The sequence below is a fragment of the Bacillus sp. ME78 genome, assembly GCF_903970865.1.
Taxonomy (GTDB): domain Bacteria; phylum Bacillota; class Bacilli; order Bacillales; family Bacillaceae_G; genus Bacillus_A; species Bacillus_A cereus.
Genome location: NZ_CAJCKK010000001.1, coordinates 410,047 through 433,023 on the forward strand (window position 1 = coordinate 410,047; position 22,977 = coordinate 433,023).

Sequence of the window (22,977 nt, forward strand, 5' to 3'; positions counted from 1 at the left end):
AGAAAAGGACAATGCCTTCATAGCATTGTCCTTTTTCTTATATTTCCATAATGATGGGTAAAATCATTGGACGGCGTTTCGTTTTCTCATATAGGAATGGAGCTAATGTGTCTGTAATTTCATTTTTAATTTCAGACCATTGTGTTGTTTTACGCTCCATTACTTTTTCTAAATGAGTTGTAATTAATGTTTGTGCATCATTGATTAAATCGCTGCTTTCACGCATGTAAACGAAACCGCGTGAGATGATATCAGGTCCTGCTGCAACTTTAAATTCTTTCATATCAATGCTTACAACTACAATTACAAGTCCTTCTTCAGAAAGGATACGACGATCTCGTAATACGATATTGCCGATATCCCCAATACCGTTTCCATCAATGTAGACCGAACCAGATGGGATTTTTCCAGCTACGCTAGCTTCATCAGAACGTAAAGCAAGAACATCGCCATTATCCATAATGAAGCAATTTTCTTCAGGGATACCACAATCATTTGCTATGTTCATGTGCATACGCTGCATACGATATTCACCATGAATTGGCATGAAGTACTTCGGTTTAATTAGACGTAACATTAACTTTTGTTCTTCTTGTCCACCGTGTCCACTTGTATGGATATTTGAAAGTTTCCCGTGAATTACATCAGCGCCAGCGCGGTACAACATGTTAATTGTACGACTTACGCTAATTGTATTTCCTGGAATTGGTGAAGAAGAGAAAACAACTGTATCTCCAGGAATAATTTGAATTTGGCGGTGTGTACCGTTTGCAATACGTGAAAGTGCTGCCATCGGTTCACCTTGACTACCTGTACATAAAATAACAACTTTATTAGCTGGTAAGCGGTTTAGTTGAGATGCATCTATGAATGTATCTTTCGGGCAACGAATATAACCAAGGTTTTGTCCGATTTCAATCGCTGCTTCCATACTTCGACCAAACACAGCTACTTTACGGTTGTTTTCAACAGCAGCTTCAATAACTTGTTGTAAGCGGTGAATATTTGATGCAAAGGTTGCGAATATAATCCGTCCGTCTACTTTACGGAAAATGTCTTGAATGCTATCACCAACGCGACGTTCAGACATAGTAAAGTTTGGAACTTCACTGTTCGTACTATCAGATAATAGACATAGCACGCCATCTTTACCGATTTCAGCCATTTTTGTTAAATCAGCTGGTTCACCAACTGGTGTGAAATCAAATTTGAAATCACCTGTATGAACAACTTGACCTTGAGGTGTTTTCACAACAACGCCGTACGAATCTGGAATACTGTGAGTTGTACGGAAGAAGGATACAGACGTTTTTTTGAATTTAATAACGTCATCTTCTTGAATTTCGTAAAGTTTTGCTTTACGAAGTAAGCCGTGTTCTTCTAATTTGTTTTTGATGAGTGCAATTGCTAATTTTCCGCCGTAAATCGGGATGTTCACTTGACGTAATAGGTAAGGGATTCCGCCGATATGATCTTCGTGACCATGTGTAATGAATAACCCTTTAATTTTATCTTCGTTTCGCACAAAATAAGTGTAGTCTGGTATTACATAATCGATTCCGAGAAGTTCGTCCTCTGGAAATTTAATTCCAGCATCAATTATAATAATTTCATCTTGAAATTGAACAGCGTATGTATTTTTACCGATTTCACCAAGCCCACCGAGAGCAAATACAGCAACTTGGTCGTTTTTTAGAAATTTCATATCGCTATACGATTTCCGCTAATGTTAAATCAGCGTTTTCTTTTTCATATTCAAGATGAGCGCCAGTAACAGACTGAACAAACTCGATATTATATGCGAACTTATTTAATTTTGTACGAACATCCTTTTCAGACGTAGCCTCTAAATATAAAACTTTTGTATTTTCACGTACTGGAACCTCAGTTAATTTTTCTTGATAAAATACTTTAAAAATCATTTGGAAAACCTCTCCTTGTCTATGTTTTGCATTATCTGTTACTTATTATAAAGCAAACAGTCACGATTTTCATGTTTTTTCGAATGAGAATGAAGAAAAAGCCCGAAATGGGCACAATTTAAGCGATTGTCTTTTTACGGACTAGACCGTTTAAATAACGCTTGAGCTTTTTCTTCAGCTTCTTCAGCATGATTACTCCTTCCTTTCCTTATTTTAAACATGCATATTACTAGTGAAAATTCTATCTCTGATATAAGAGATAGGACAAAAGTGAATGGTGAGTCTTGTCCTTTCCTATACAGTGAAAGTTATTCTATAGTAACGATTAGTAGCCGTTAGTTATAGGTATAGTATGAGGAAGAATGGAAAAGAAAATTCATCCGAACAAGTATCCACATGTTTTACTAATATATATATGCAAAGTTTACAAATAAGGTCAGAAAGGGAACGCTTTCTTCACAGATGTTTAATATGTTATACTTTTTTTTAGAATTTGAAAAGTGATATTCAAAATAGGAATATAGAGTGCCAGAAAGGATTTTGACAAATGAATGATAAAATTGTCTTTTTTGATATTGATGGAACATTATTAGATCATGATAAAAAAATTCCACAATCTACACGAGATGCAGTAAAACAGTTACAAGAAAAAGGTGTACATGTAGCAATTGCGACAGGGCGCGCGCCATTTATGTTCGAAGATATTCGTAAGGAACTTGATATACATAATTATGTTAGTTTTAATGGACAATACGTTGTCTTTGAAGATGAGATAATATTTAATAATCCGTTACATCCAGATGCTTTACATAAGTTTACTCAGTTTGCAAAACAAGAAGGATATCCACTTGTATATCTTGACCATCAAGATATGAGAGCATCAGTGGAATATCATGATTATGTGAAAGAAGGCTTTGGAAGCTTAAACTTTGAGCATCCACCATATGAGCCTAATTTTTATGAGGAACGTAATATTTATCAAACACTACTTTTTTGTGAAGTAAATGAAGAGGAAAAGTTTATTAATCATTATCCAGATTTTCATTTTATTCGTTGGCATGCATATTCAATGGATATCATTCCGAATGGTGGTTCTAAGGCAAAAGGAATTGAGAAATACATTGAAAAGTTAGGTTTTAATCGTGATCAAGTGTATGCATTTGGAGATGGTTTAAATGATTTAGAAATGATCGAAGCCGTTGGCACAGGTATTGTGATGGGAAATGGCCATGAAGACTTGAAAAAACTTGCAAATCATGTGACAAAGGATGTTAGTGAAGACGGTATATATCATGGACTAAAGTGGGCTGGATTGCTATAAGTGAATATGGAACCCATTTCATAATAAAGAGGCGGAAGATTAACTTCCGCCTCTTTATTATTATCGCTCTAGAGGTTTGGAATCATCAGGAGCGGCAAAAGGATTTTCTTTATTGATATGGTCATAGAACATAACGCCATTTAAATGGTCAATCTCGTGTTGGAATACGATTGCTGGTAAACCTTTTAAACGCAATTTTACTTCTTCGCCGTTAATAGAAGTTGCTTTTACTGTAATTCTTGTATAACGAGGAACATAACCAGGTACTTCGCGGTCTACAGATAGACAGCCTTCACCACCCTGTAAATATGTACGTTCAACAGAATGGCTAATGATTTTTGGATTGAATAATGCATGGCTATATAATGTACCATCCGCATCGGTTACATGAACTGCAATCATTTTTTTTGAAACACCGATTTGCGGAGCCGCTAATCCGATTCCAGGGCGTAAACTATATTTTTCAGCCATTTCAGGATCTTGGCTATTTATTACGAATTCAATCATTTCTTTTAAGGTAGTTGTATCTTCTTCGCTTGCCGGTAATGACACCTCTTCTGCAACGTTGCGCAAAATAGGATCTCCTTCGCGAATAACATCTTTCATTGTAAGCATATGTAATCTCTCCTTTCCTCTTTAGTCTACCAAAGGAGATGGAAAAAGTCATCGGCAAGAAAGGGTAGGCATTTTGGAAATCGTTCTATTATAGAGTAGTTATGTATGTGATAAAAAGAAAAAGACGGCAAAGCCGTCTTTTTCTTTCCATAGTTGTTTCGTTTTACATTAGCGAATGCAAGCAGCACCAACGATAATTAAAAGAATAAACAACACAACGATTAAGGCGAAGCCGCGTCCAGACCCGCCACAAGAACCGCCATAACCGTAGGAAGGATATGAACAAGTTGGATAACAATATGAGTATCCGTACATGAGATGACCTCCTTTATCATTTCCCGCTAATACTGCGGTTACTATAATGTATGGAAGAGAGGGTGGAAATGTATAGGTATTTACCTAAAAAAGGAAGAGTAGTTTGTATATTTTTGTTACGAAGAGAGAAAAACTAAAGAGAATTAAATCGTTTACATATTATTCTAAGAGAAAAAATAAGTGAAAAAGGGAATAATATAACAGTAGGTCAATGCTTACTAATACAGATGTAAAAAATAAAAACACGTTTGTGTAGTAGAAACCTGCATATTATTTATAAAAAAACGTATTCAAAGTAATTGACATCGTAATTAGAATAGTTGTAAACTAAAAAACGTGATCAAGATTGTATTAATATGTTTCTGAAAAAACATTAGTACAGATTGTTAGGTACACAAAATTATTCTCAACCGACAGACAAACATGTTGGTTTACATCGTTGCGCTTTTTAAACTGGAAAATAGCCAGTGAAAGCGTTTCAGAATATGGTTCAAGAGAGGAAGAGGTGAACGGAATGGGTACTAAAACAAAAAAGACCCTATTTAATGTTGATGAGCAAATGAAAGCTATCGCAGCTCAATTTGAAACATTACAAATTTTAAATGAAAACGGTGAAGTTGTGAATGAAGCAGCTATGCCTGAATTATCTGATGATCAATTAAAAGAATTAATGCGTCGTATGGTGTATACACGCGTATTAGATCAACGTTCTATTTCTTTAAACCGTCAAGGACGTTTAGGTTTCTACGCACCTACAGCTGGACAAGAAGCTTCTCAATTAGCGAGTCATTTCGCACTTGAAGCAGAAGACTTCATCTTACCAGGATACCGTGATGTACCACAATTAGTATGGCACGGATTACCATTATACCAAGCATTCTTATTCTCTCGTGGACACTTCATGGGTAACCAAATGCCTGAGAATGTAAATGCATTAGCTCCACAAATCATTATCGGTGCGCAAATCATCCAAACTGCTGGTGTTGCGTTAGGTATGAAACTACGTGGTAAAAAATCTGTTGCAATTACTTACACTGGTGACGGTGGTGCTTCACAAGGTGACTTCTACGAAGGTATGAACTTTGCAGGTGCATTCAAAGCTCCAGCAATCTTCGTTGTTCAAAACAACCGTTATGCAATTTCTACTCCAGTAGAAAAGCAATCTGCAGCTAAAACTGTAGCACAAAAAGCAGTAGCAGCAGGTATTTACGGAATTCAAGTAGACGGTATGGATCCATTAGCTGTATACGCAGCAACTGCTTTCGCTCGTGAGCGCGCAGTAAATGGCGAAGGCCCTACTTTAATCGAGACTTTAACATTCCGTTACGGTCCACATACAATGGCTGGTGATGACCCAACTCGTTACCGTACAAAAGATATCGAAAACGAATGGGAACAAAAAGACCCAATCGTACGCTTCCGTAAGTTCTTAGAAGCTAAAGGCCTATGGTCTCAAGAAGTTGAAGAGACAGTAATCGAAGAAGCAAAAGAAGATATCAAACAAGCAATTGCTAAGGCTGACCAAGCTCCAAAACAAAAAGTAACTGATTTAATGGAAATCATGTACGAAAAAATGCCTTACAACTTAGCTGAACAATATGAAATTTACAAAGAAAAGGAGTCGAAGTAAGCCATGGCTCAAATGACAATGATTCAAGCAATCACTGATGCTTTACGCGTTGAAATGAAAAATGATCCTAACGTACTTGTATTTGGTGAAGACGTTGGTGTAAACGGTGGTGTATTCCGTGCTACTGAAGGTTTACAAGCTGAATTTGGTGAAGATCGTGTAATGGATACTCCACTTGCAGAGTCTGGTATTGGTGGACTTGCAGTTGGTCTTGCACTTGAAGGATTCCGTCCAGTTCCAGAAATCCAATTCTTCGGTTTCGTTTTTGAAGTAATGGATTCAATTTCTGGTCAATTGGCTCGTATGCGTTACCGTTCTGGTGGACGTTGGACTGCTCCAGTAACAGTTCGTTCTCCATTCGGTGGTGGTGTTCATACTCCTGAACTACATGCTGATAGCTTAGAAGGATTAGTGGCTCAACAACCTGGTCTAAAAGTTGTTATTCCATCTACTCCATACGATGCTAAAGGTCTTTTAATCTCTGCGATTCGTGACAACGATCCAGTTATCTACTTAGAGCATATGAAATTGTACCGTTCATTCCGTCAAGATGTACCAGAAGGCGAATACACAATTGATTTAGGTAAAGCTGATATCAAACGTGAAGGTACAGATGTATCTGTTATCGCTTACGGTGCTATGGTTCACGCTGCATTAAAAGCTGCTGAAGAACTTGAAAAAGAAGGTATCTCTTTAGAGGTTGTTGACTTACGTACAGTTCAACCATTAGATATCGAAACAATCATCGCTTCTGTTGAAAAAACAGGTCGCGTAGTTGTAGTTCAAGAAGCTCAAAAACAAGCTGGTATTGCAGCTAACGTTGTAGCGGAAATTAACGACCGTGCAATCTTAAACTTAGAAGCTCCAGTTGTACGTGTTGCAGCTGCTGATACAGTATTCCCATTCTCTCAAGCAGAGAGCGTATGGTTACCAAACCACAAGGATATTGTTGAAGCTGTAAACAAAGTAATGAACTTCTAATTTTTAGTTTTTCATGTGCAAAAGAAATCAGCACATGCTGGTTTCTTTTGTACATATTCCATAATAATGAAATGAATCAGGGGGCTGAATTCCGTGGCATTTGAATTTAAACTACCAGATATCGGTGAAGGTATCCACGAAGGTGAAATCGTAAAATGGTTTATTAAACCAGGCGATGAAGTAAATGAAGACGATGTACTTCTTGAAGTGCAAAATGATAAAGCAGTAGTAGAAATCCCTTCTCCTGTTAAAGGTAAAGTACTTGAAGTACTTGTAGAAGAAGGAACAGTTGCAATCGTAGGAGATACATTAATTAAATTTGATGCTCCTGGATACGAAAACCTTAAATTTAAAGGTGACGATCATGATGAAGCTCCAAAAGCTGAAGAAGCAGCAGTAGAAGCTCCAGCAGCGGAAGCTACTCCAGCAGCAACTGCAGAAGTAGTAAATGAGCGCGTAATCGCTATGCCATCTGTTCGTAAATACGCTCGTGAAAAAGGTGTAGACATTCATAAAGTGGCTGGTACTGGTAAGAACGGCCGTATCGTAAAAGCTGACATCGATGCATTTGCAAATGGTGGACAAACTGTAGCAGCAACTGAGGCTCCAGCAGCAGTAGAAGCTACTCCAGCAGCAGCGAAAGAAGAAGCACCAAAAGCACAACCAATTCCAGCTGGTGAATATCCAGAAACTCGTGAGAAAATGAGTGGTATCCGTAAAGCGATTGCGAAAGCAATGGTTAACTCTAAGCATACAGCTCCTCACGTAACATTAATGGATGAAGTTGATGTAACTGAGCTTGTTGCTCACCGTAAGAAGTTCAAAGCAGTAGCAGCTGATAAAGGTATTAAATTAACTTACCTTCCATACGTTGTTAAAGCTTTAACATCTGCATTACGTGAATACCCAATGTTAAACACTTCTTTAGACGATGCATCTCAAGAAGTAGTTCATAAACATTACTTCAACATCGGTATCGCAGCTGATACAGACAAAGGTCTATTAGTACCAGTGGTTAAAGATACAGATCGCAAGTCTATCTTCACTATTTCTAACGAGATCAATGATCTTGCTGGTAAAGCACGTGAAGGTCGTCTAGCTCCAACTGAAATGAAAGGTGCTTCTTGCACAATTACAAACATTGGTTCTGCAGGTGGACAATGGTTCACTCCAGTTATCAATCACCCAGAAGTAGCAATCCTTGGTATCGGCCGTATCGCTGAAAAACCAGTTGTGAAAAATGGTGAGATCGTTGCAGCTCCAGTATTAGCATTATCTCTAAGCTTTGACCATCGTTTAATTGACGGCGCAACTGCTCAAAAAGCGTTAAACCAAATTAAACGTCTATTGAATGACCCACAATTATTAGTAATGGAGGCGTAATAACAATGGTAGTAGGAGATTTCCCAATTGAATTAGATACAGTCGTTGTTGGTGCAGGTCCTGGTGGATACGTTGCGGCAATTCGTGCAGCACAATTAGGTCAAAAGGTAGCAATCATTGAAAAAGCTAACCTTGGTGGCGTATGCTTAAACGTTGGATGTATTCCTTCAAAAGCGTTAATCAATGCAGGTCATCGTTATGAGAATGCAATGCATTCTGATGACATGGGTATCACTGCAGAGAACGTAAAAGTTGACTTTACAAAAGTTCAAGAATGGAAAAACGGCGTAGTTAAGAAATTAACTGGCGGTGTTGAAGGCCTTCTTAAAGGTAACAAAGTTGAAATCATTCGCGGTGAAGCTTACTTCGTAGATGCTAATACATTACGCGTTATGACTGAAGATGCAGCTCAAACTTATACGTTTAAAAATGCTGTTCTTGCAACTGGTTCTACACCAATCGAAATTCCAGGATTCAAATACTCTAAACGTGTTATCAACTCTACAGGTGCTTTAAGCTTACCTGAAATTCCTAAAAAACTTGTTGTAATCGGCGGCGGTTACATCGGTATGGAATTAGGTACTGCATATGCTAACTTCGGTACAGAAGTTACTGTAGTAGAAGCTGGCGACGAAATCTTAGCTGGTTTCGAAAAAGCTATGAGCTCTGTTGTTAAACGTGCTCTACAGAAAAAAGGTAACGTAAATATCCATACAAAAGCTATGGCTAAAGGCGTTGAAGAAACAGAAACTGGCGTAAAAGTTAGCTTTGAAGTTAAAGGTGAAATCCAAACTGTAGAAGCAGATTACGTATTAGTAACTGTAGGTCGTCGTCCAAACACTCAAGAAATCGGTCTTGAGCAAGTTGGAGTTAAAATGACTGACCGCGGCATCATCGAAATCGATGAGCAATGTCGTACAAATGTACCAAACATCTATGCAATCGGTGATATCGTTCCTGGACCACCATTAGCTCACAAAGCTTCTTACGAAGGTAAAGTAGCTGTAGAAGCAATTAGTGGCCATGCATCAGCTATCGATTACATCGGAATTCCTGCAGTATGCTTCACTGATCCAGAATTAGCATCTGTTGGTTACACTAAAAAACAAGCTGAAGAAGCTGGAATGACTGTAACTGTATCTAAGTTCCCATTCGCTGCTAACGGTCGTGCATTATCATTAAACAGCACTGACGGTTTCCTACAACTTGTAACACGTAAAGAAGATGGTCTTCTTGTAGGTGCTCAAGTTGCAGGTGCAGGTGCTTCTGATATTATCTCTGAGATTGGTTTAGCTATCGAAGCTGGAATGACAGCTGAAGATATCGCTCAAACAATCCATGCTCACCCAACATTAGGTGAAATCACAATGGAAGCAGCTGAAGTTGCTCTTGGAATGCCAATTCACATTGTAAAATAATTTAAGTAATGTAAATAGCCCCTCTCTTATTGTAAGAGAGGGGCTATTTTTATTTTCATCAAATGACTTGCAAGGTCTTTAAACGTACTTGTCGAATGAATATATAATACTTTAACAAATGATTTAGGCGTAACTTACTTCAAAGGTAATATATATCATTCTATAATATGTAATTGATTCAAACTTAACCCCATATATTAATAAAATAGAGCATGTCAAAGGAGAAGGTTCCATGAAAATATTACATGTTATATTTTATCATTTACTACTATGGAGTGGCTTTTCCACTGTATTAACATTATCGAATGGTGATAAGTTTCATTATAAAGTTATTCTTTTTTTCGTATTCCTGTATTTAGCCTATGTAATAGCGTATTTTGTATTACACGTAAGAAAGCAAGCGTTATTTCTTACATGTTCGAATTGTATACTATTTTTAATCGTATTATTTATTTTTTAAATTAACGTTTATAAAAATACATTGTTCTTCCATTAAATAATTGTAACTCTCCTTCTAATTTCTTCGCTAAAAAACGGCAAAATTCATTTGCTTTCCCTTTGTCACCATATGTTGCATTAGGTGGTAAAGAAACTTGGATGAAAAATTGTTCATTTTCTATACCAACACCAATATAAATTGAGTCATACCGGTCGTGATTGGATTGAAGTTTTAATGTTGTTGTAGATGTATCTAAAATTTCATAAGGAAAAGCGGTATTTGTATACGTGTAATTAATTTGGGCACCAGTTTTAGAAGTAACTGTTTTATAATAATGAAAAAGTTGTTTTATATCATCTATTGAAACAGATTGTTGGTTGGATTTAGGTACAAGCGTAATAAAGGCGTGTTGCATATAAGTTCCCCCTAACTTAGTAGAATACTATCATTCTACATCCTACTGAATTTTTTGACAATTAAAAGGAGTATTACATGTTTTGTTTAATATACTATTAATGAAACGTGATGTAGAAAGGTGGAAACCAATGTTTGAAAAATTGTATGATGAGCATGAAAGTGTGAAGGTACGATTTTTAGGGTTTATGACACATGATACACGTTATGATTTTGGTGTTATTTATACAAATATGTTTTTTGGAAAACCGCTCATTGTTTGTATGCAAACAGGAAGGTCTACTTTACTCGGAAGAGATGATGTAGAGAATGTTCAATATATACAGGAGATTTTTAAATTAGGATCAGAAGAGGAAGCGAAGGAGTTAGCTCAGTTTTTCAAATTTCTAGTTCCGTCAACTTCTTTACATGCGGAATATGAAGAATAATTAATGTGAAACAGTCGTACTTATAAATATGGCTGTTTTTTATTTGAATATCGCATACTAATTAAAATTTAAAATATTTAATGTGTTATACTAAAAACCTATTGACGTAAAAAGTATAACATATTAAAATAAAGACAGAAAGTTAAGCGGTTACAAAAAAGTTTTTGGGATTATAAACTTAGGGGGAAATGAAAAATGGGAACAATCGTATGTCAAGATTGTGAAGGTACAATTGCACACTTCGAAGATGAGAAAGTAACGGTACTTTACGGGAAATGTGGATCTTGCGGATGTGATCACACAGAGCATACAAAAGCCCAATAATTTATAGGAAATGGACAGCTAAAAGTTTTTAGGACCATAAACTTAGGGGGAAATGAAAAATGGGAACAATCGTATGCCAAGTATGTGAAGGAACAATCGGACATTTTGAAGATGAGAAAACGACAGTACTTTACGGAAAATGTGGAACAAATTGTGACTGTGCTAGAAAAGATAATGCGAAAGCTTAATGATAGATAAATAGATTACTATTAAAACTCAGGGGGAAATGAAAATGGGAACAATCGTATGCCAAGTATGTGAAGGAACAATTGGACATTTTGAAGATGAAAAATCAACAGTACTATACGGGAAATGTGGATCTCATTGCGAATGTGACCATAAAGAACATACAAAAGCTTAATAATAAGAAAAAGCGCCTACATGTGTAGGCGCTTTTTTAATAAATTGTAGTTGTATGGCCAACTGTTGCAACGATTGCATCATCTCTAATTGGAATAAAGCTTATGGATGTCTGTGGTGTACTAGAAGAAGCGTATTGGCTCATTATACGGCTATCTATACGGGTAATAGTATCGGTCAAGAAAGCTGAAATAAAAGCGTAAGGGACTCGTCGTTCATTTAATGAATAAATAATTTCTTCTTTTGTTTTTACACCTACGCCATGTCCGTAAAAAAAGAAATTTCCTAAATAGATTGTGTTTTCTCCTTGCCACTCAATCGTAGCTGGATTCACTTGTGGGTTTTTAAAGTAAACGAGGTCACCTGGAACAAGATCGCCACCGGTTTTTGTTATGAGCCTTAGATCTTGATCGTAGTCCCATGTATAAAGTAAAAGGTTTGCAAATAGACGATTGAAAGTTTCTTCCTCATACAATGATAATAAAGCTTTATAAAAAATAATGATCATAGCGGTTGCGCATTCAGTTCCATATAGTTTTCCGTTTTTGAAAATATCTTGTATGGCAATAGAAGGTGGTATGTTTGGAAGAAGCTCGAATCCTCCAAGGGATGTTCTTTTCCAATACTGGGGGTTGCAAAAGGATTGTTGAAATGTGCGAAACTGAAATCCACTTTGAAAAAGTTCTAGTGCAGAGATAATAATATTAACTCGTAAATTGAGATCAAAGCTGAGTTCATCAGCTGTTCGGAAGGAATAAACTTCTTGATTTCCTGCCATTATTGATAAAATTTGTTGTTTCTCTGCTGCAAATGGCTCATATTCATTTGTAATATAAGGATGTACAATAGAACGGCCTATTACAATCATAATAGTATCCCCACCTATACGTTACATTCTTTAGTATCGTATGAAGAAAAGGAAAAAAGGTGAAAAAAAAGCCTATCAACTGATAGGCTTGTACTCTTTAATAACACGTAATGTTTGTAATGTCATATCTTCAGGACCTTGTACAGGTAAACCTGCTTCTAAGTTTTTACGAATATACTCTAAGTTTTCTTGTGTAATAATTTCCCCCGGAGTAAAGATTGGAATCCCTGGCGGATAAACCATAACAAAATCAGCTATAATACGACCCGCTGCATTTTCAAATGGAATGACTTCTGTTTCCGAATAAAAAGCATCTCGAGGAGAAAGTGCTAGCACTGGAATTTCTGGAATCTCTACTTGTACTTGAACACCTTTATCTGCCCTATTTCTAAATGTTGCTGCTAAATCTTGTAATGCTGCAATAAGTGTATTTGTATCACTTTCTGTGTCTCCTAAAGTGATAAGACATAGTATGTTGTATAGATCTGAGAGTTCTACTTCAATGTTATATTGCTCTCTAAGCCATACTTCAGCTTGGTGGCCGGTAATACCTAAATCTTTTACAGATACAATTATCTTTGTAGGATCATAGTTAAAGGTAGCATCTGTACCTAACATTTCTTTTCCAGGACAGTAAAGATGCTCAATAGAATTTATAGCATCACGAACATGTTCAGCTAATTGTATTGTTTGTTCTATGAGTGCTGTTCCTTCTGTAGCAAGACGTTTTCTCGCAACATCAAGTGATGCTAACAAGATGTAAGAAGTTGATGTAGTTGTAAGCATGCTAATAATAGATTGGACATGTTTTACATTCACCAAGCCTTCTTTCACATTAAGAATAGAACTTTGAGTTAAAGAGCCTCCTAATTTGTGAACACTTGTTGCTGCCATGTCTGCACCAGCTTGCATCGCTGACATCGGCAATTCATCGTGAAAATGAATATGAACACCATGAGCCTCGTCGACTAGTACAGGGATGTCATAAGAATGTGCTAATTGTACAATCTGTTCTAAGTCTGCAGCAAATCCAAAGTACGTTGGATTAATAACAAGTAAGCCCTTTGCATCTGAGTGCTCTTCAAGTGCTTTTTTGACAGATTGAATTGTGATTCCATGAGAAATACCGAGTTTCGGATCGATTTCAGGATGCATGAAAATCGGTTTTGCACCTGAGAAAATAATAGCTGACATTACTGATTTATGCACGTTTCGTGGTACTAGGATTTTGTCACCAGGACCGCAAACGCTCATCACCATTGTCATAATAGCGCCACTTGTACCTTGAATAGAAAAGAAAGTATGATCTGCACCGAATGCAGCGGCTGCTAAATCCTGTGCTTCTTTAATCATACCTTTTGGATGATGTAAATCATCGAGTGGCGCAATATTAATTAAATCAATTGCTAATGCATTATGCCCAATAAATTCGCGAAATGTAGGATCCATGCCTTGTCCTTTTTTATGACCAGGAATATGGAATTGAATTGGATTTCGCTTACTGTGCTCAACTAAAGCGGTAAACAATGGTGTTTCGTATTGGGACAATCTATACACCCCTTCTTCTTCATAATATTTAATTTGTTTTATATAATCCTGCTCTAAAAAAGGTAAGTCCTTTTTTTTAGAATGAGGCTTGTTTTTCTGCCATTCAAAAAATCGGTTTTGAGATGGTAGCTTCACTTTATTTTCTATAAAACAAAAGCATTATATCACCAATAATTATAGATGTATAGAAAAAAATATTTTTAAGGTGAGTATGTTTAATAGTTAGCCTCAACTAATGAATGGAGGAAGACAATTCCATTAAAATGAATAAATAGTGTATAATGCAGAGTGGCTATAATGAAGAATAAAACATTCTCTTTAAGATAGCATAATGAAACAAGAAGAAATGATAAATGAGGTGCGAAATGGAATATCAATATCCGTTAGATTATGATTGGTCAAATGAGGAAATGGTTATAATTGTGAAGTTTTATGAAGCAATTGAGAAAGCTTATGAAAAAGGAATTATAAGAGAAGAATTAATGGGTTTATATCGTCGTTTTAAAGAGATTGTTCCATCGAAAGCAGAAGAAAAGAAAATTGATAAAGAGTTTCAAGAAGTAAGTGGATACTCTATATATCGTGCTATTCAAAGAGCAAAGGAAGTCGAAGAACAAAAGCTTGTAAAAATGTAAAAAATATTTTGAAAAATAAAAACTGAAGTGATATAATGTGATAACAACTAAAAACGGACAATATATATTGTCCGTTTTCTACTATCGATTACAAAGTGCATATAAAGGAAGGAGTGATTGCATCGTAGATTCAATCTTAGCAAGGAATTGTTCGTTGGTCATTGCTGAAAACTCCTCTGGTGATATATGAATACCAACTAATAATTCTGCTTTTTTTACAGTAGCTAGTCGTTCAATCATCTTTTGTAAGTCTTCGGTTTCAAGTGTTTTATGTAATTTCACACTTGGTTTAGTATGGTCAATGGACCAAACGAAGTTATTTGGAATATTTGTTTTTAAATCATTTAAATGTTCTAAGAAGGCATGAGCCGTCTCAACTTTTTGTGGACACTCATAGATTAAACCAAAGTATATGAAGGCATGAGTACCCCATAAGCCGATTTGGAAATGCGGTAGCATTTTATATCCTCGTTTATTTGTTGAAAAAGCAACCCAAGTATCGTTTGGTGGATTGACTTTGCGACGTGCGTGTTTTGCAACATGATAAAAAAAGTTCTCATCAGTGTGTTGGGATAAGTATTCTGCAAATTGTTCCCCTAAAGCTTCTAGCTTAGGATGAATGTTCGTTTTAATTGCACTCATTCGTTCTTCGAGACCATCAACTGTAAAGACATCAAAATCAGTTGACTTGAATGTTTGTATTGTCATGATTGTTCCTCCAACTCCTATTTTGCTTTTATTTTAGCATAGCTTGTACTATTCATAAAAAAAACAGCACAAAAAAATTTAAATAAAAAAATATAATTTTGTTGCATAGATGATTTATCCAACATAGTATAGTATAAAACAAAAAATCAGAAAATTGAATTAATTCTAGTCCGAGGGCAGACGAATATTGGGAGGAGGCAAATAATATGAGACAGGTGATTAATGCGTTAAAGAGAACAGATGCCGAAAAGAGAATACCGGTGCTACGTTTGGAGCTAGATTATGAATTAGCAACTTTATATGATGCGATGATGGAAGATGATAAACAGAAAAAAGAAGAGTGTGTACAAAAGTTAGAAGTGTTAAGACTTGAAATGATTCGTTTAGAAGCGTAATAATAGTATATGTATAAAAAATTAGTTGGTGCGAACCTTATAAAGGGTTCGTTTTTTCTGTGAACAGTAAAGATCGGAGTGTTTAAACATGCAAGAAGTATGGAAAGACATCGATGCACACGCCAAACGGTGGATTCGGGATGCAGGAGAGCATTTAATGGCATCCATGAAAAAAGCACTTATTATAGAAACAAAATCCAATGCAGCTGACTTAGTTACAAATATGGACCGAGAGATAGAACAGTTTTTAATTGGGAAAATTAAAGAAACATTCCCGAATCATAATATTTTAGGAGAAGAAGGTTATGGAGACGAGATAACGTCTTCTGACGGGGTTGTTTGGTTAATTGATCCAATTGACGGCACGATGAACTTTGTTCATCAAAAAAGAAATTTTGCAATTTCAATTGGGATTTATAAGAACGGTATCGGAAAGATTGGACTTATTTATGATCCAGTACATGATGAACTATATCATGCAGTCAAGGGATCTGGAGCTTTTTGTAATGATATATCAATTCCTCCATTGGAAAAAGGAACTGTAGAGCAAGGTATTGTAGCTTTAAATGCGGTATGGCTTACAGATAATCCATTGCTTAATATGGAAAGTATGATGGCACTTGTTAAGAAAGCAAGGGGCACGAGATCGTATGGCTGTGCAGCGTTAGAGATGGTGTACGTTGCAACAGGAAGAATAGATGCATATGTAACGCCGAGATTATCACCATGGGATTTTGGCGGAGGACAGATAATTGTAGAAGAAGTTGGAGGGAAGGTAACGACATTCTCTGGAGCGCCACTTTCTATCATAGAGAAGAGCAGTGTGCTAGTTGCAAAACCAGGAGTGTATGAAGAAGTGTTATCTTTTATATCAGAGCCACAAAAAAAGTAAGAGGCTATGTATAAGCTTCTTACTTTTTAGCGTTATTGTGATTTGCGCATTTTTCTTTTTGTTACAAAACCGTATCCAACTGCAACAAATGTACCGATAATGCAAATAATAATACCGATTGGACTATTTTCAGCAATCATAATGCCGATACCGATTAAGAAAATAACACCGATAATTGCGGTTAATAAAAAGCGATATTGAATGTGTTCCATTTCTTCACCCTCCAATCTCATTTTACTTTCACAAAAGTAAGAATACAACTATATTTTCATTCTTGCTTTTATTTTAATTGCTATTGTATCCCCTTCGCTCTTATAATAGAGAAGGATTAAAAAGACATTAGGAGTTGGACATGTTGAAAAAACGACAAGATTTACGTAATATAGCAATTATTGCCCACGTTGACCATGGTAAAACAACACTTGTTGACCAGTTATTACGTCAAGCGGGGACATTCCGTGCGAATGAACATATTGAAGAACGCGCAATGGATTCAAATGATCTAGAAAGAGAACGCGGTATTACAATTTTAGCGAAGAATACAGCGATTCACTATGAAGATAAAAGAATTAACATTTTAGATACACCAGGTCACGCTGACTTCGGTGGAGAAGTAGAACGTATCATGAAAATGGTTGATGGTGTTCTACTTGTTGTTGATGCATATGAAGGTTGTATGCCACAAACACGATTTGTTTTAAAGAAAGCTCTTGAGCAAAACTTAACTCCAATCGTTGTTGTAAACAAAATTGACCGTGACTTCGCTCGCCCTGATGAAGTAGTTGATGAAGTAGTTGACTTATTCATCGAACTTGGTGCAAACGAAGATCAATTAGAGTTCCCAGTTGTATTTGCATCAGCAATGAACGGAACAGCAAGCTTGGATTCAAATCCGGCAAATCAAGAAGAGAATATGAAATCATTATTCGATACAATTATCGAACATATTCCAGCACCAGTTGATAACAGCGAAGAGCCACTTCAATTCCAAGTAGCACTTCTTGATTACAACGACTACGTTGGACGTATTGGAGTTGGACGCGTATTCCGCGGTACAATGAAGGTTGGACAACAAGTTGCTTTAATGAAAGTTGACGGAAGTGTAAAACAATTCCGCGTAACGAAATTATTCGGTTACATTGGATTAAAACGTCAAGAAATTGAAGAAGCAAAAGCTGGAGATTTAGTAGCTGTTTCAGGTATGGAAGACATCAACGTAGGTGAAACGGTATGTCCGGTTGAGCATGAAGAGGCTTTACCATTATTACGTATTGATGAGCCAACGCTACAAATGACATTCCTTGTAAATAACAGCCCATTTGCAGGTCGTGAAGGTAAATTTATTACATCTCGTAAAATTGAAGAGCGTCTTCGTTCACAATTAGAAACAGATGTAAGTTTACGTGTAGATAATACAGATTCTCCTGATGCATGGATCGTATCTGGACGCGGGGAATTGCATTTATCTATCTTAATTGAAAACATGCGTCGTGAAGGTTATGAACTACAAGTATCTAAGCCTGAAGTAATTATTAAAGATATCGATGGCGTAAGATGTGAACCTGTAGAGCGCGTACAAATCGATGTTCCTGAAGAATACACTGGTTCTATTATGGAATCAATGGGTGCACGTAAAGGTGAAATGTTAGATATGGTGAATAACGGAAACGGTCAAGTTCGCCTTACTTTCATGGTTCCGGCACGTGGTTTAATTGGTTACACAACAGAATTCCTAACATTAACTCGTGGTTACGGTATTTTAAACCATACATTCGATTGCTACCAACCAGTACATGCTGGACAAGTGGGTGGACGTCGCCAAGGTGTTCTAGTTTCACTTGAAACAGGAAAAGCATCACAATACGGTATTATGCAAGTTGAAGACCGTGGTGTAATCTTCGTTGAACCAGGTACAGAAGTATATGCTGGTATGATCGTAGGAGAACATACTCGTGAGAACGACTTAACAGTTAACGTTGTGAAAATGAAACAACAAACTAACATTCGTTCTGCAACGAAAGATCAAACTTCAACAATGAAAAAACCACGCTTAATGACTCTAGAAGAGTCATTAGAGTACTTAAACGATGACGAGTTCTGTGAAGTAACTCCAGAATCAATTCGTTTACGTAAAAAGATTCTTGATAAGAGCGAACGTGAAAGAGCTGCTAAGAAAAAGAAATCTGTAGAAGCATAAAAAATAAAACAGCTACCTTTAAGGTAGCTGTTTTTTTATGTTTATTTTTTAGAATATTTACTCTTTTTAGTGGACAGTATTTTTTTCGCAGGTTACTCTTGTATTAAGTACATAAAGAAATTTTGTTTTTTATGAGAAGGGGGGATAAATAGTGTTAGAAAGAATGTCTTTTTTTGCGAAATTATGTAAAGTTGATGAAAATCCAGAGTTAGGAATGTGGTTACTTTATGGGACGATTATTATATTAAGTGCTCTCGTCTATAATTTAGGATTTGCTAGAAAGTTGTCTGTACTAAAAAATATAGTAATATACATATCATTAGCAATTGGATGTACAGTATTAACCTTTTTTGCTGTATTTTTACCTGTTGGAGAAGGACTTGTTGTAGCGGCAATTGTACTTGGAATTTATAGATTGCGTTTGCGTCAAGCGAAACAACAAAAAGCAGGGTGAGGGGGCGAAGTTTTATGCGTTCAGTACAAGATGCACTATATAATTGGTTAACAATTAAAACAGTTGCGGAAGCACGTCCGGATGATAGTGCTGCAAAAGAAACGTATTTGTTATTTCAAAATATGATATATGAAGAACATAAATTAAAAAATGTGGAAGTTAAAAAGAACGAGGAAATGTATTTAATTACATATGAAATGAAAGGGGAAAGGAAATCTGCAAGGTTTCCATTAGAAGCTATTGATTGTTTCTTGGATCAAATGAATCGTGAGCCTGAAAAATATAAATAAGTCCTTATCTATATGAGTAAGGACTTATTTACATTTTACCAATCGTCTTCGACTTTTTTATCACGATATAATCGGAAATTACCACTTGCATGACGTTCCATTGTACGCTCTGCAATTCGTTCCGAACATTCCATGCACATATATGTATGAATAGGGCGATTACGCAGTTTTTTTGCCATAGGATTTTCATCATCTAACATATCTTTTTTATCACAAATCATACATTTGACTCTCATTTCGTCACCTCAATACGAATTCTATCAGTATAAGTATATCATGGAAGTATAATGTTTTTGAATAATAGTGGGAAAAAATAATATTTTCGCAATTCGAAAAATAAGTTATGATAAGGATATACCAAGTATGTTTGGAGGTGAAAATATGGCGAATGTAGTAGAGCCTACTTTAACAGAGGGTTTAGTACAAACGTTGCGTAAAGAGTGTATTGTGATGATAGCAACGACAGATTTCGAAAAACAAGTTCCTAACGTAAGTGCTATTTCTTGGGTGTATGCAGTGAGCAAAACTAGTATTCGATTTGCAGTAGATCAACGTTCACGTATTGTGGAAAATATAAGGCATAATACAGGTGTAGTATTGACTATAATGGCGAATGAATCCGTATTTTCTATAAGTGGTGCAGGTGAAATTTTGACAGATAGAATGGAAGGTATTTCTTTGAAATTAACTGTAATAGAAGTTAATGTGCAAGAAGTACGTGATGTTATGTTTTATGGAGCGAAACTTGCAATTGAACCAACATATGAAAAAACATACGATCTTCGGGCGGCCAAAAAGCTGGATAACGAAGTACTAGTAGGAATAAGAGAATTATAAATGTGCTAAATAAGAAATTCGTTTATTCACTTTTGTAATCGGTTATTGTGATTTAACGTTAATAATTATAATAAAAAGTAATATATTGAATAGAAATGAATAAAGAATAAATAAAAGGTTTAATGACTATGATTTTCGATTCTACCTCGTTTACACGGTACATATAATTATAACAATGGTTCGTCCATATTTTATGGATGAAACCCTTGTTCTACAAATTTAAAAGTGGAGTCAGGGGGTAACAGGTTGGATAAAATTTATGTGTTAGATACGAATGTACTTTTGCAGGATCCTTTATCTATTTTTTCATTTGAAACCAATGAAGTAGTGATTCCAGCAGTTGTATTAGAAGAGGTTGATTCGAAAAAACGTTATATGGATGAAGTAGGACGAAATGCTCGTTATGTATCTAAGTTAATAGATAAATTTCGTGAAATAGGAAAGCTGCATGAAAGTATCCCGCTAGAAAATGGCGGAACATTTCGTATTGAATTAAACCATCGTTCATTTGTGCAACTACAAGATATTTTTGTAGAAAAAACAAATGATAATCGAATTTTAGCTGTAGCAAAAAATCTATCTTTAGAAGAACAGGAAAAAGAGGACGGGAAGTCTGTTATTTTAGTAAGTAAAGATGTACTCGTAAGGGTAAAAGCTGATGCAATTGGTTTGAAGGCTGAAGATTATTTAAGTGATCGCGTAATTGAAGTAGAAAATATATATTCTGGCTTTTTAGAAGGATATATATCAAAAGAACAATTGGATTATTTTTATGAGAAAGGTGAATTGCCTCTATCTGAAATTGCGAATCACCCTTTTTACCCAAATCAATTTGTAGTAATGAAAGATGCATTAGGGGGCTCTAGTTCTGCGCTTGGCATTGTGGATCACTTAGGTAAGAAGGTAAAGAAACTTATTTTTCACAATGAACAAGTGTGGGGGATACGACCACGAAACGTGCAGCAAATTATGGGATTAGAATTGTTGCTTCGTGAAGATATTCCGCTCGTAACATTAACGGGGAAAGCCGGCACAGGAAAAACGTTACTTGCGTTAGCTTCGGGACTTATGCAAACAGAAGACTTAGGGTTATATAAAAAATTACTCGTTGCAAGACCAATTGTCCCAGTCGGAAAAGATATCGGTTATTTACCAGGAGAAAAAGAAGAAAAGTTAAGACCATGGATGCAACCAATTTTTGATAACCTAGAGTATTTATTTAATACGAAAAAGCCAGGAGAGTTAGATGCTATTTTAGCTGGAATGGGTTCGATTGAAGTAGAAGCCCTTACTTATATACGCGGGAGAAGTATTCCAGATCAGTTCATTATCATTGACGAAGCACAAAATTTAACAAAGCATGAAGTGAAAACGATACTAACTAGGGTAGGGGAAAAGAGTAAGATTGTATTGATGGGAGATCCTCAGCAAATTGATCACCCATATTTAGATGAATATAATAATGGCTTAACGTATGTTGTAGAGAAGTTTAAAGAACAGCGCATTAGTGGTCATGTGAAGTTTGTTAAAGGGGAGCGATCTAATTTAGCTCAACTAGCAGCAGATTTATTGTAAAAAGGAGTGAGCTTAAGCTCACTCCTTTTCTTTAAATAATTGTAAATTTACGGATGTTCCGGATTGGATTTTGTCGATTAGATCCATCATTGAAATAGAGATGAACAGGTCCGTCTTCTTTTAATGGCTTTCCTTCTTTTGAAAAACCTAGTATAGCATTTTTGACAGTTTCTAATGGAAGTGTCATTGTATGATCTACAGTTTCAATTTCAACTTGCGTAGCGTCCTCTAAAATTTCAGCGTTAGCAAGGAATGGATGAAAGGGTATACCAAATGTTCCAGTAATTAGCTGTTCTTTTTTATATTTCTTTACACTTTGTTGTATTGGCGGGAAGGCAGCACCATCACGAATTTCACGATCCCAATGTTCTGAAGTGTTTTTTAAATAAGTTTCTAGTTCAGACGTGTTTTCTCTAGTTTCATCAAAGTAAGTTGTCAAATCTACTTTTCGATCATCAAAGATCCAAACAGTTGGATCAATAGTGATTGGAAAACGTACTTTTCCGTTAATAAATAAAATTTCGCTCATTGTTGTTCCCCCATTTGTGTTATACTCCCACTTTTCAGTATAATAGCATTAGACACTGTTGTCACAAAAAATGTTTCTATTGCAATTTATTAAAACTATCGCTAATATTAATAGATAGGATAGAGGAGAGTAGGACGGAAACGGAGGGAATCAATTTGGCGTCTGAGACAGTAGCAAATCATCAGGAAAAGGCACTAGCCCTTCTACAAGCGGATGCAGAGAAGATTTTAAGACTTATTAAGGTGCAAATGGACCATCTTACAATGCCGCAATGTCCATTATATGAAGAAGTGTTAGACACACAAATGTTTGGACTATCCCGCGAGGTCGATTTTGCAGTTCGCCTTGGTCTTATTGCAGAAGAACAAGGGAAAGCAATGTTAGGTGAGCTCGAACGTGAGTTATCTGCACTTCATGAAGCGTTTACAAACAAACAACAATAACGGGTTCAAATAAGGGGGCTCAAACTAAATTAGTTTGAGCTTTTTATTTGTATAAT

The 22,977-nt window shown here is 36.0% G+C and carries 30 protein-coding genes; 19 read left to right on the plus strand and 11 right to left on the minus strand.

Features of this window, described 5'->3' with window-relative positions:
• Positions 1 to 37 precede the first annotated feature (37 nt).
• Positions 38 to 1,705, minus strand: a complete 1,668-nt coding sequence (gene rnjA, locus H6481_RS02295; protein WP_000670375.1) for a ribonuclease J1 — start codon at positions 1,703 to 1,705, stop codon at positions 38 to 40.
• A 4-nt stretch (positions 1,706 to 1,709) separates the two neighbouring features.
• Positions 1,710 to 1,922: a DNA-dependent RNA polymerase subunit epsilon gene (locus H6481_RS02300; protein WP_000576435.1), complete on the minus strand. Its 213-nt coding sequence runs from the start codon at positions 1,920 to 1,922 to the stop codon at positions 1,710 to 1,712.
• Between the two features lie 547 nt (positions 1,923 to 2,469).
• Between H6481_RS02300 and H6481_RS02305 the strand changes: the two genes are divergently transcribed.
• Positions 2,470 to 3,243, plus strand: coding sequence for a Cof-type HAD-IIB family hydrolase (locus tag H6481_RS02305; protein ID WP_000998265.1), 774 nt, complete (start codon positions 2,470 to 2,472; stop codon positions 3,241 to 3,243).
• 60 nt (positions 3,244 to 3,303) lie between these two features.
• On the opposite strand, the gene def is transcribed toward H6481_RS02305, so the two are convergent.
• Positions 3,304 to 3,858: a peptide deformylase gene (gene def, locus H6481_RS02310; RefSeq protein WP_000957048.1), complete on the minus strand. Its 555-nt coding sequence runs from the start codon at positions 3,856 to 3,858 to the stop codon at positions 3,304 to 3,306.
• A gap of 168 nt (positions 3,859 to 4,026) precedes the next feature.
• Entirely contained in the window at positions 4,027 to 4,173 is a 147-nt protein-coding gene (locus H6481_RS02315; RefSeq protein ID WP_000274562.1) for a YjcZ family sporulation protein, read from the minus strand.
• 514 nt (positions 4,174 to 4,687) lie between these two features.
• Between H6481_RS02315 and pdhA the strand changes: the two genes are divergently transcribed.
• The 5 genes from pdhA (at position 4,688) to H6481_RS02340 (ending at position 10,045) form a co-directional block, all read left to right on the plus strand.
• Positions 4,688 to 5,803, plus strand: coding sequence for a pyruvate dehydrogenase E1 component subunit alpha (gene pdhA, locus H6481_RS02320; protein WP_000536895.1), 1,116 nt, complete (start codon positions 4,688 to 4,690; stop codon positions 5,801 to 5,803).
• Between the two features lie 3 nt (positions 5,804 to 5,806).
• A complete protein-coding gene (pdhB, locus tag H6481_RS02325; protein ID WP_000068163.1) occupies positions 5,807 to 6,784 on the plus strand; it encodes a pyruvate dehydrogenase complex E1 component subunit beta in 978 nt (325 codons plus the stop codon).
• Between the two features lie 93 nt (positions 6,785 to 6,877).
• Entirely contained in the window at positions 6,878 to 8,167 is a 1,290-nt protein-coding gene (pdhC, locus tag H6481_RS02330; protein ID WP_000863420.1) for a pyruvate dehydrogenase complex dihydrolipoyllysine-residue acetyltransferase, read from the plus strand.
• Between the two features lie 5 nt (positions 8,168 to 8,172).
• Positions 8,173 to 9,585: a dihydrolipoyl dehydrogenase gene (gene lpdA / locus H6481_RS02335; RefSeq protein WP_000260104.1), complete on the plus strand. Its 1,413-nt coding sequence runs from the start codon at positions 8,173 to 8,175 to the stop codon at positions 9,583 to 9,585.
• A 232-nt stretch (positions 9,586 to 9,817) separates the two neighbouring features.
• The gene (locus H6481_RS02340) at positions 9,818 to 10,045 is read left to right on the plus strand and encodes a hypothetical protein (protein ID WP_000697470.1); all 228 of its coding nucleotides are present in this window, start codon (positions 9,818 to 9,820) and stop codon (positions 10,043 to 10,045) included.
• A gap of 1 nt (position 10,046) precedes the next feature.
• Here the strand turns inward: H6481_RS02340 and H6481_RS02345 are convergent, their stop codons facing one another.
• A complete protein-coding gene (locus tag H6481_RS02345) occupies positions 10,047 to 10,439 on the minus strand; it encodes a DUF1885 family protein (RefSeq protein WP_001163297.1) in 393 nt (130 codons plus the stop codon).
• 130 nt (positions 10,440 to 10,569) lie between these two features.
• Here H6481_RS02345 and H6481_RS02350 point away from each other — a divergent pair, with 130 nt between their 5' ends.
• The 4 genes from H6481_RS02350 (at position 10,570) to H6481_RS02365 (ending at position 11,551) form a co-directional block, all read left to right on the plus strand.
• Positions 10,570 to 10,866 carry a DUF3055 domain-containing protein gene (locus tag H6481_RS02350; RefSeq protein WP_000462038.1) on the plus strand — a complete coding sequence of 99 codons (297 nt, stop codon included), beginning with the start codon at positions 10,570 to 10,572 and terminating at the stop codon, positions 10,864 to 10,866.
• 195 nt (positions 10,867 to 11,061) lie between these two features.
• On the plus strand, positions 11,062 to 11,190 hold the full coding sequence (locus H6481_RS02355; RefSeq protein WP_000536778.1) for a GapA-binding peptide SR1P: 129 nt from the start codon (positions 11,062 to 11,064) through the stop codon (positions 11,188 to 11,190).
• A gap of 59 nt (positions 11,191 to 11,249) precedes the next feature.
• A complete protein-coding gene (locus tag H6481_RS02360) occupies positions 11,250 to 11,378 on the plus strand; it encodes a GapA-binding peptide SR1P (RefSeq protein ID WP_000536803.1) in 129 nt (42 codons plus the stop codon).
• A gap of 44 nt (positions 11,379 to 11,422) precedes the next feature.
• A complete protein-coding gene (locus tag H6481_RS02365) occupies positions 11,423 to 11,551 on the plus strand; it encodes a GapA-binding peptide SR1P (protein ID WP_000536796.1) in 129 nt (42 codons plus the stop codon).
• A 36-nt stretch (positions 11,552 to 11,587) separates the two neighbouring features.
• Here H6481_RS02365 and H6481_RS02370 read toward each other — a convergent pair whose 3' ends face one another.
• Together H6481_RS02370 and speA are read right to left on the minus strand one after the other, a co-directional pair.
• Positions 11,588 to 12,418, minus strand: coding sequence for a protein-glutamine gamma-glutamyltransferase (locus H6481_RS02370; RefSeq protein WP_000635339.1), 831 nt, complete (start codon positions 12,416 to 12,418; stop codon positions 11,588 to 11,590).
• 75 nt (positions 12,419 to 12,493) lie between these two features.
• A complete protein-coding gene (speA, locus tag H6481_RS02375) occupies positions 12,494 to 13,966 on the minus strand; it encodes an arginine decarboxylase (RefSeq protein ID WP_000084899.1) in 1,473 nt (490 codons plus the stop codon).
• 365 nt (positions 13,967 to 14,331) lie between these two features.
• Here speA and H6481_RS02380 point away from each other — a divergent pair, with 365 nt between their 5' ends.
• On the plus strand, positions 14,332 to 14,601 hold the full coding sequence (locus H6481_RS02380) for a UPF0223 family protein (RefSeq protein WP_000456546.1): 270 nt from the start codon (positions 14,332 to 14,334) through the stop codon (positions 14,599 to 14,601).
• An 81-nt stretch (positions 14,602 to 14,682) separates the two neighbouring features.
• On the opposite strand, the gene H6481_RS02385 is transcribed toward H6481_RS02380, so the two are convergent.
• Positions 14,683 to 15,309 carry a DUF1054 domain-containing protein gene (locus H6481_RS02385; RefSeq protein ID WP_182810993.1) on the minus strand — a complete coding sequence of 209 codons (627 nt, stop codon included), beginning with the start codon at positions 15,307 to 15,309 and terminating at the stop codon, positions 14,683 to 14,685.
• 206 nt (positions 15,310 to 15,515) lie between these two features.
• Between H6481_RS02385 and H6481_RS02390 the strand changes: the two genes are divergently transcribed.
• The gene (locus H6481_RS02390; protein WP_001250164.1) at positions 15,516 to 15,704 is read left to right on the plus strand and encodes a hypothetical protein; all 189 of its coding nucleotides are present in this window, start codon (positions 15,516 to 15,518) and stop codon (positions 15,702 to 15,704) included.
• Between the two features lie 88 nt (positions 15,705 to 15,792).
• Positions 15,793 to 16,596, plus strand: a complete 804-nt coding sequence (locus H6481_RS02395; protein WP_001158706.1) for an inositol monophosphatase family protein — start codon at positions 15,793 to 15,795, stop codon at positions 16,594 to 16,596.
• A gap of 32 nt (positions 16,597 to 16,628) precedes the next feature.
• Here H6481_RS02395 and H6481_RS02400 read toward each other — a convergent pair whose 3' ends face one another.
• Positions 16,629 to 16,808: a DUF5325 family protein gene (locus tag H6481_RS02400; RefSeq protein WP_000400123.1), complete on the minus strand. Its 180-nt coding sequence runs from the start codon at positions 16,806 to 16,808 to the stop codon at positions 16,629 to 16,631.
• A 140-nt stretch (positions 16,809 to 16,948) separates the two neighbouring features.
• Between H6481_RS02400 and typA the strand changes: the two genes are divergently transcribed.
• The 3 genes from typA (at position 16,949) to H6481_RS02415 (ending at position 19,537) form a co-directional block, all read left to right on the plus strand.
• Positions 16,949 to 18,793, plus strand: coding sequence for a translational GTPase TypA (gene typA, locus H6481_RS02405; RefSeq protein ID WP_000914752.1), 1,845 nt, complete (start codon positions 16,949 to 16,951; stop codon positions 18,791 to 18,793).
• A 151-nt stretch (positions 18,794 to 18,944) separates the two neighbouring features.
• Positions 18,945 to 19,247 carry a YlaH-like family protein gene (locus H6481_RS02410; RefSeq protein ID WP_000893662.1) on the plus strand — a complete coding sequence of 101 codons (303 nt, stop codon included), beginning with the start codon at positions 18,945 to 18,947 and terminating at the stop codon, positions 19,245 to 19,247.
• Positions 19,248 to 19,261: 14 nt separating this feature from the next.
• Entirely contained in the window at positions 19,262 to 19,537 is a 276-nt protein-coding gene (locus tag H6481_RS02415; protein WP_001258141.1) for a hypothetical protein, read from the plus strand.
• Positions 19,538 to 19,572: 35 nt separating this feature from the next.
• Here the strand turns inward: H6481_RS02415 and H6481_RS02420 are convergent, their stop codons facing one another.
• Positions 19,573 to 19,773: a YlaI family protein gene (locus H6481_RS02420; RefSeq protein WP_001995040.1), complete on the minus strand. Its 201-nt coding sequence runs from the start codon at positions 19,771 to 19,773 to the stop codon at positions 19,573 to 19,575.
• A 145-nt stretch (positions 19,774 to 19,918) separates the two neighbouring features.
• On the opposite strand from H6481_RS02420, the gene H6481_RS02425 reads away from it, so the two are divergent.
• The gene (locus H6481_RS02425; protein WP_000024600.1) at positions 19,919 to 20,374 is read left to right on the plus strand and encodes a pyridoxamine 5'-phosphate oxidase family protein; all 456 of its coding nucleotides are present in this window, start codon (positions 19,919 to 19,921) and stop codon (positions 20,372 to 20,374) included.
• Between the two features lie 246 nt (positions 20,375 to 20,620).
• Positions 20,621 to 21,949, plus strand: a complete 1,329-nt coding sequence (locus H6481_RS02430) for a PhoH family protein (RefSeq protein WP_000358083.1) — start codon at positions 20,621 to 20,623, stop codon at positions 21,947 to 21,949.
• A 31-nt stretch (positions 21,950 to 21,980) separates the two neighbouring features.
• Here the strand turns inward: H6481_RS02430 and H6481_RS02435 are convergent, their stop codons facing one another.
• Positions 21,981 to 22,478, minus strand: coding sequence for a hypothetical protein (locus H6481_RS02435; protein WP_001289810.1), 498 nt, complete (start codon positions 22,476 to 22,478; stop codon positions 21,981 to 21,983).
• A 155-nt stretch (positions 22,479 to 22,633) separates the two neighbouring features.
• Here H6481_RS02435 and H6481_RS02440 point away from each other — a divergent pair, with 155 nt between their 5' ends.
• Positions 22,634 to 22,921, plus strand: a complete 288-nt coding sequence (locus tag H6481_RS02440) for a YlaN family protein (protein WP_000135694.1) — start codon at positions 22,634 to 22,636, stop codon at positions 22,919 to 22,921.
• Positions 22,922 to 22,977: the final 56 nt, after the last annotated feature.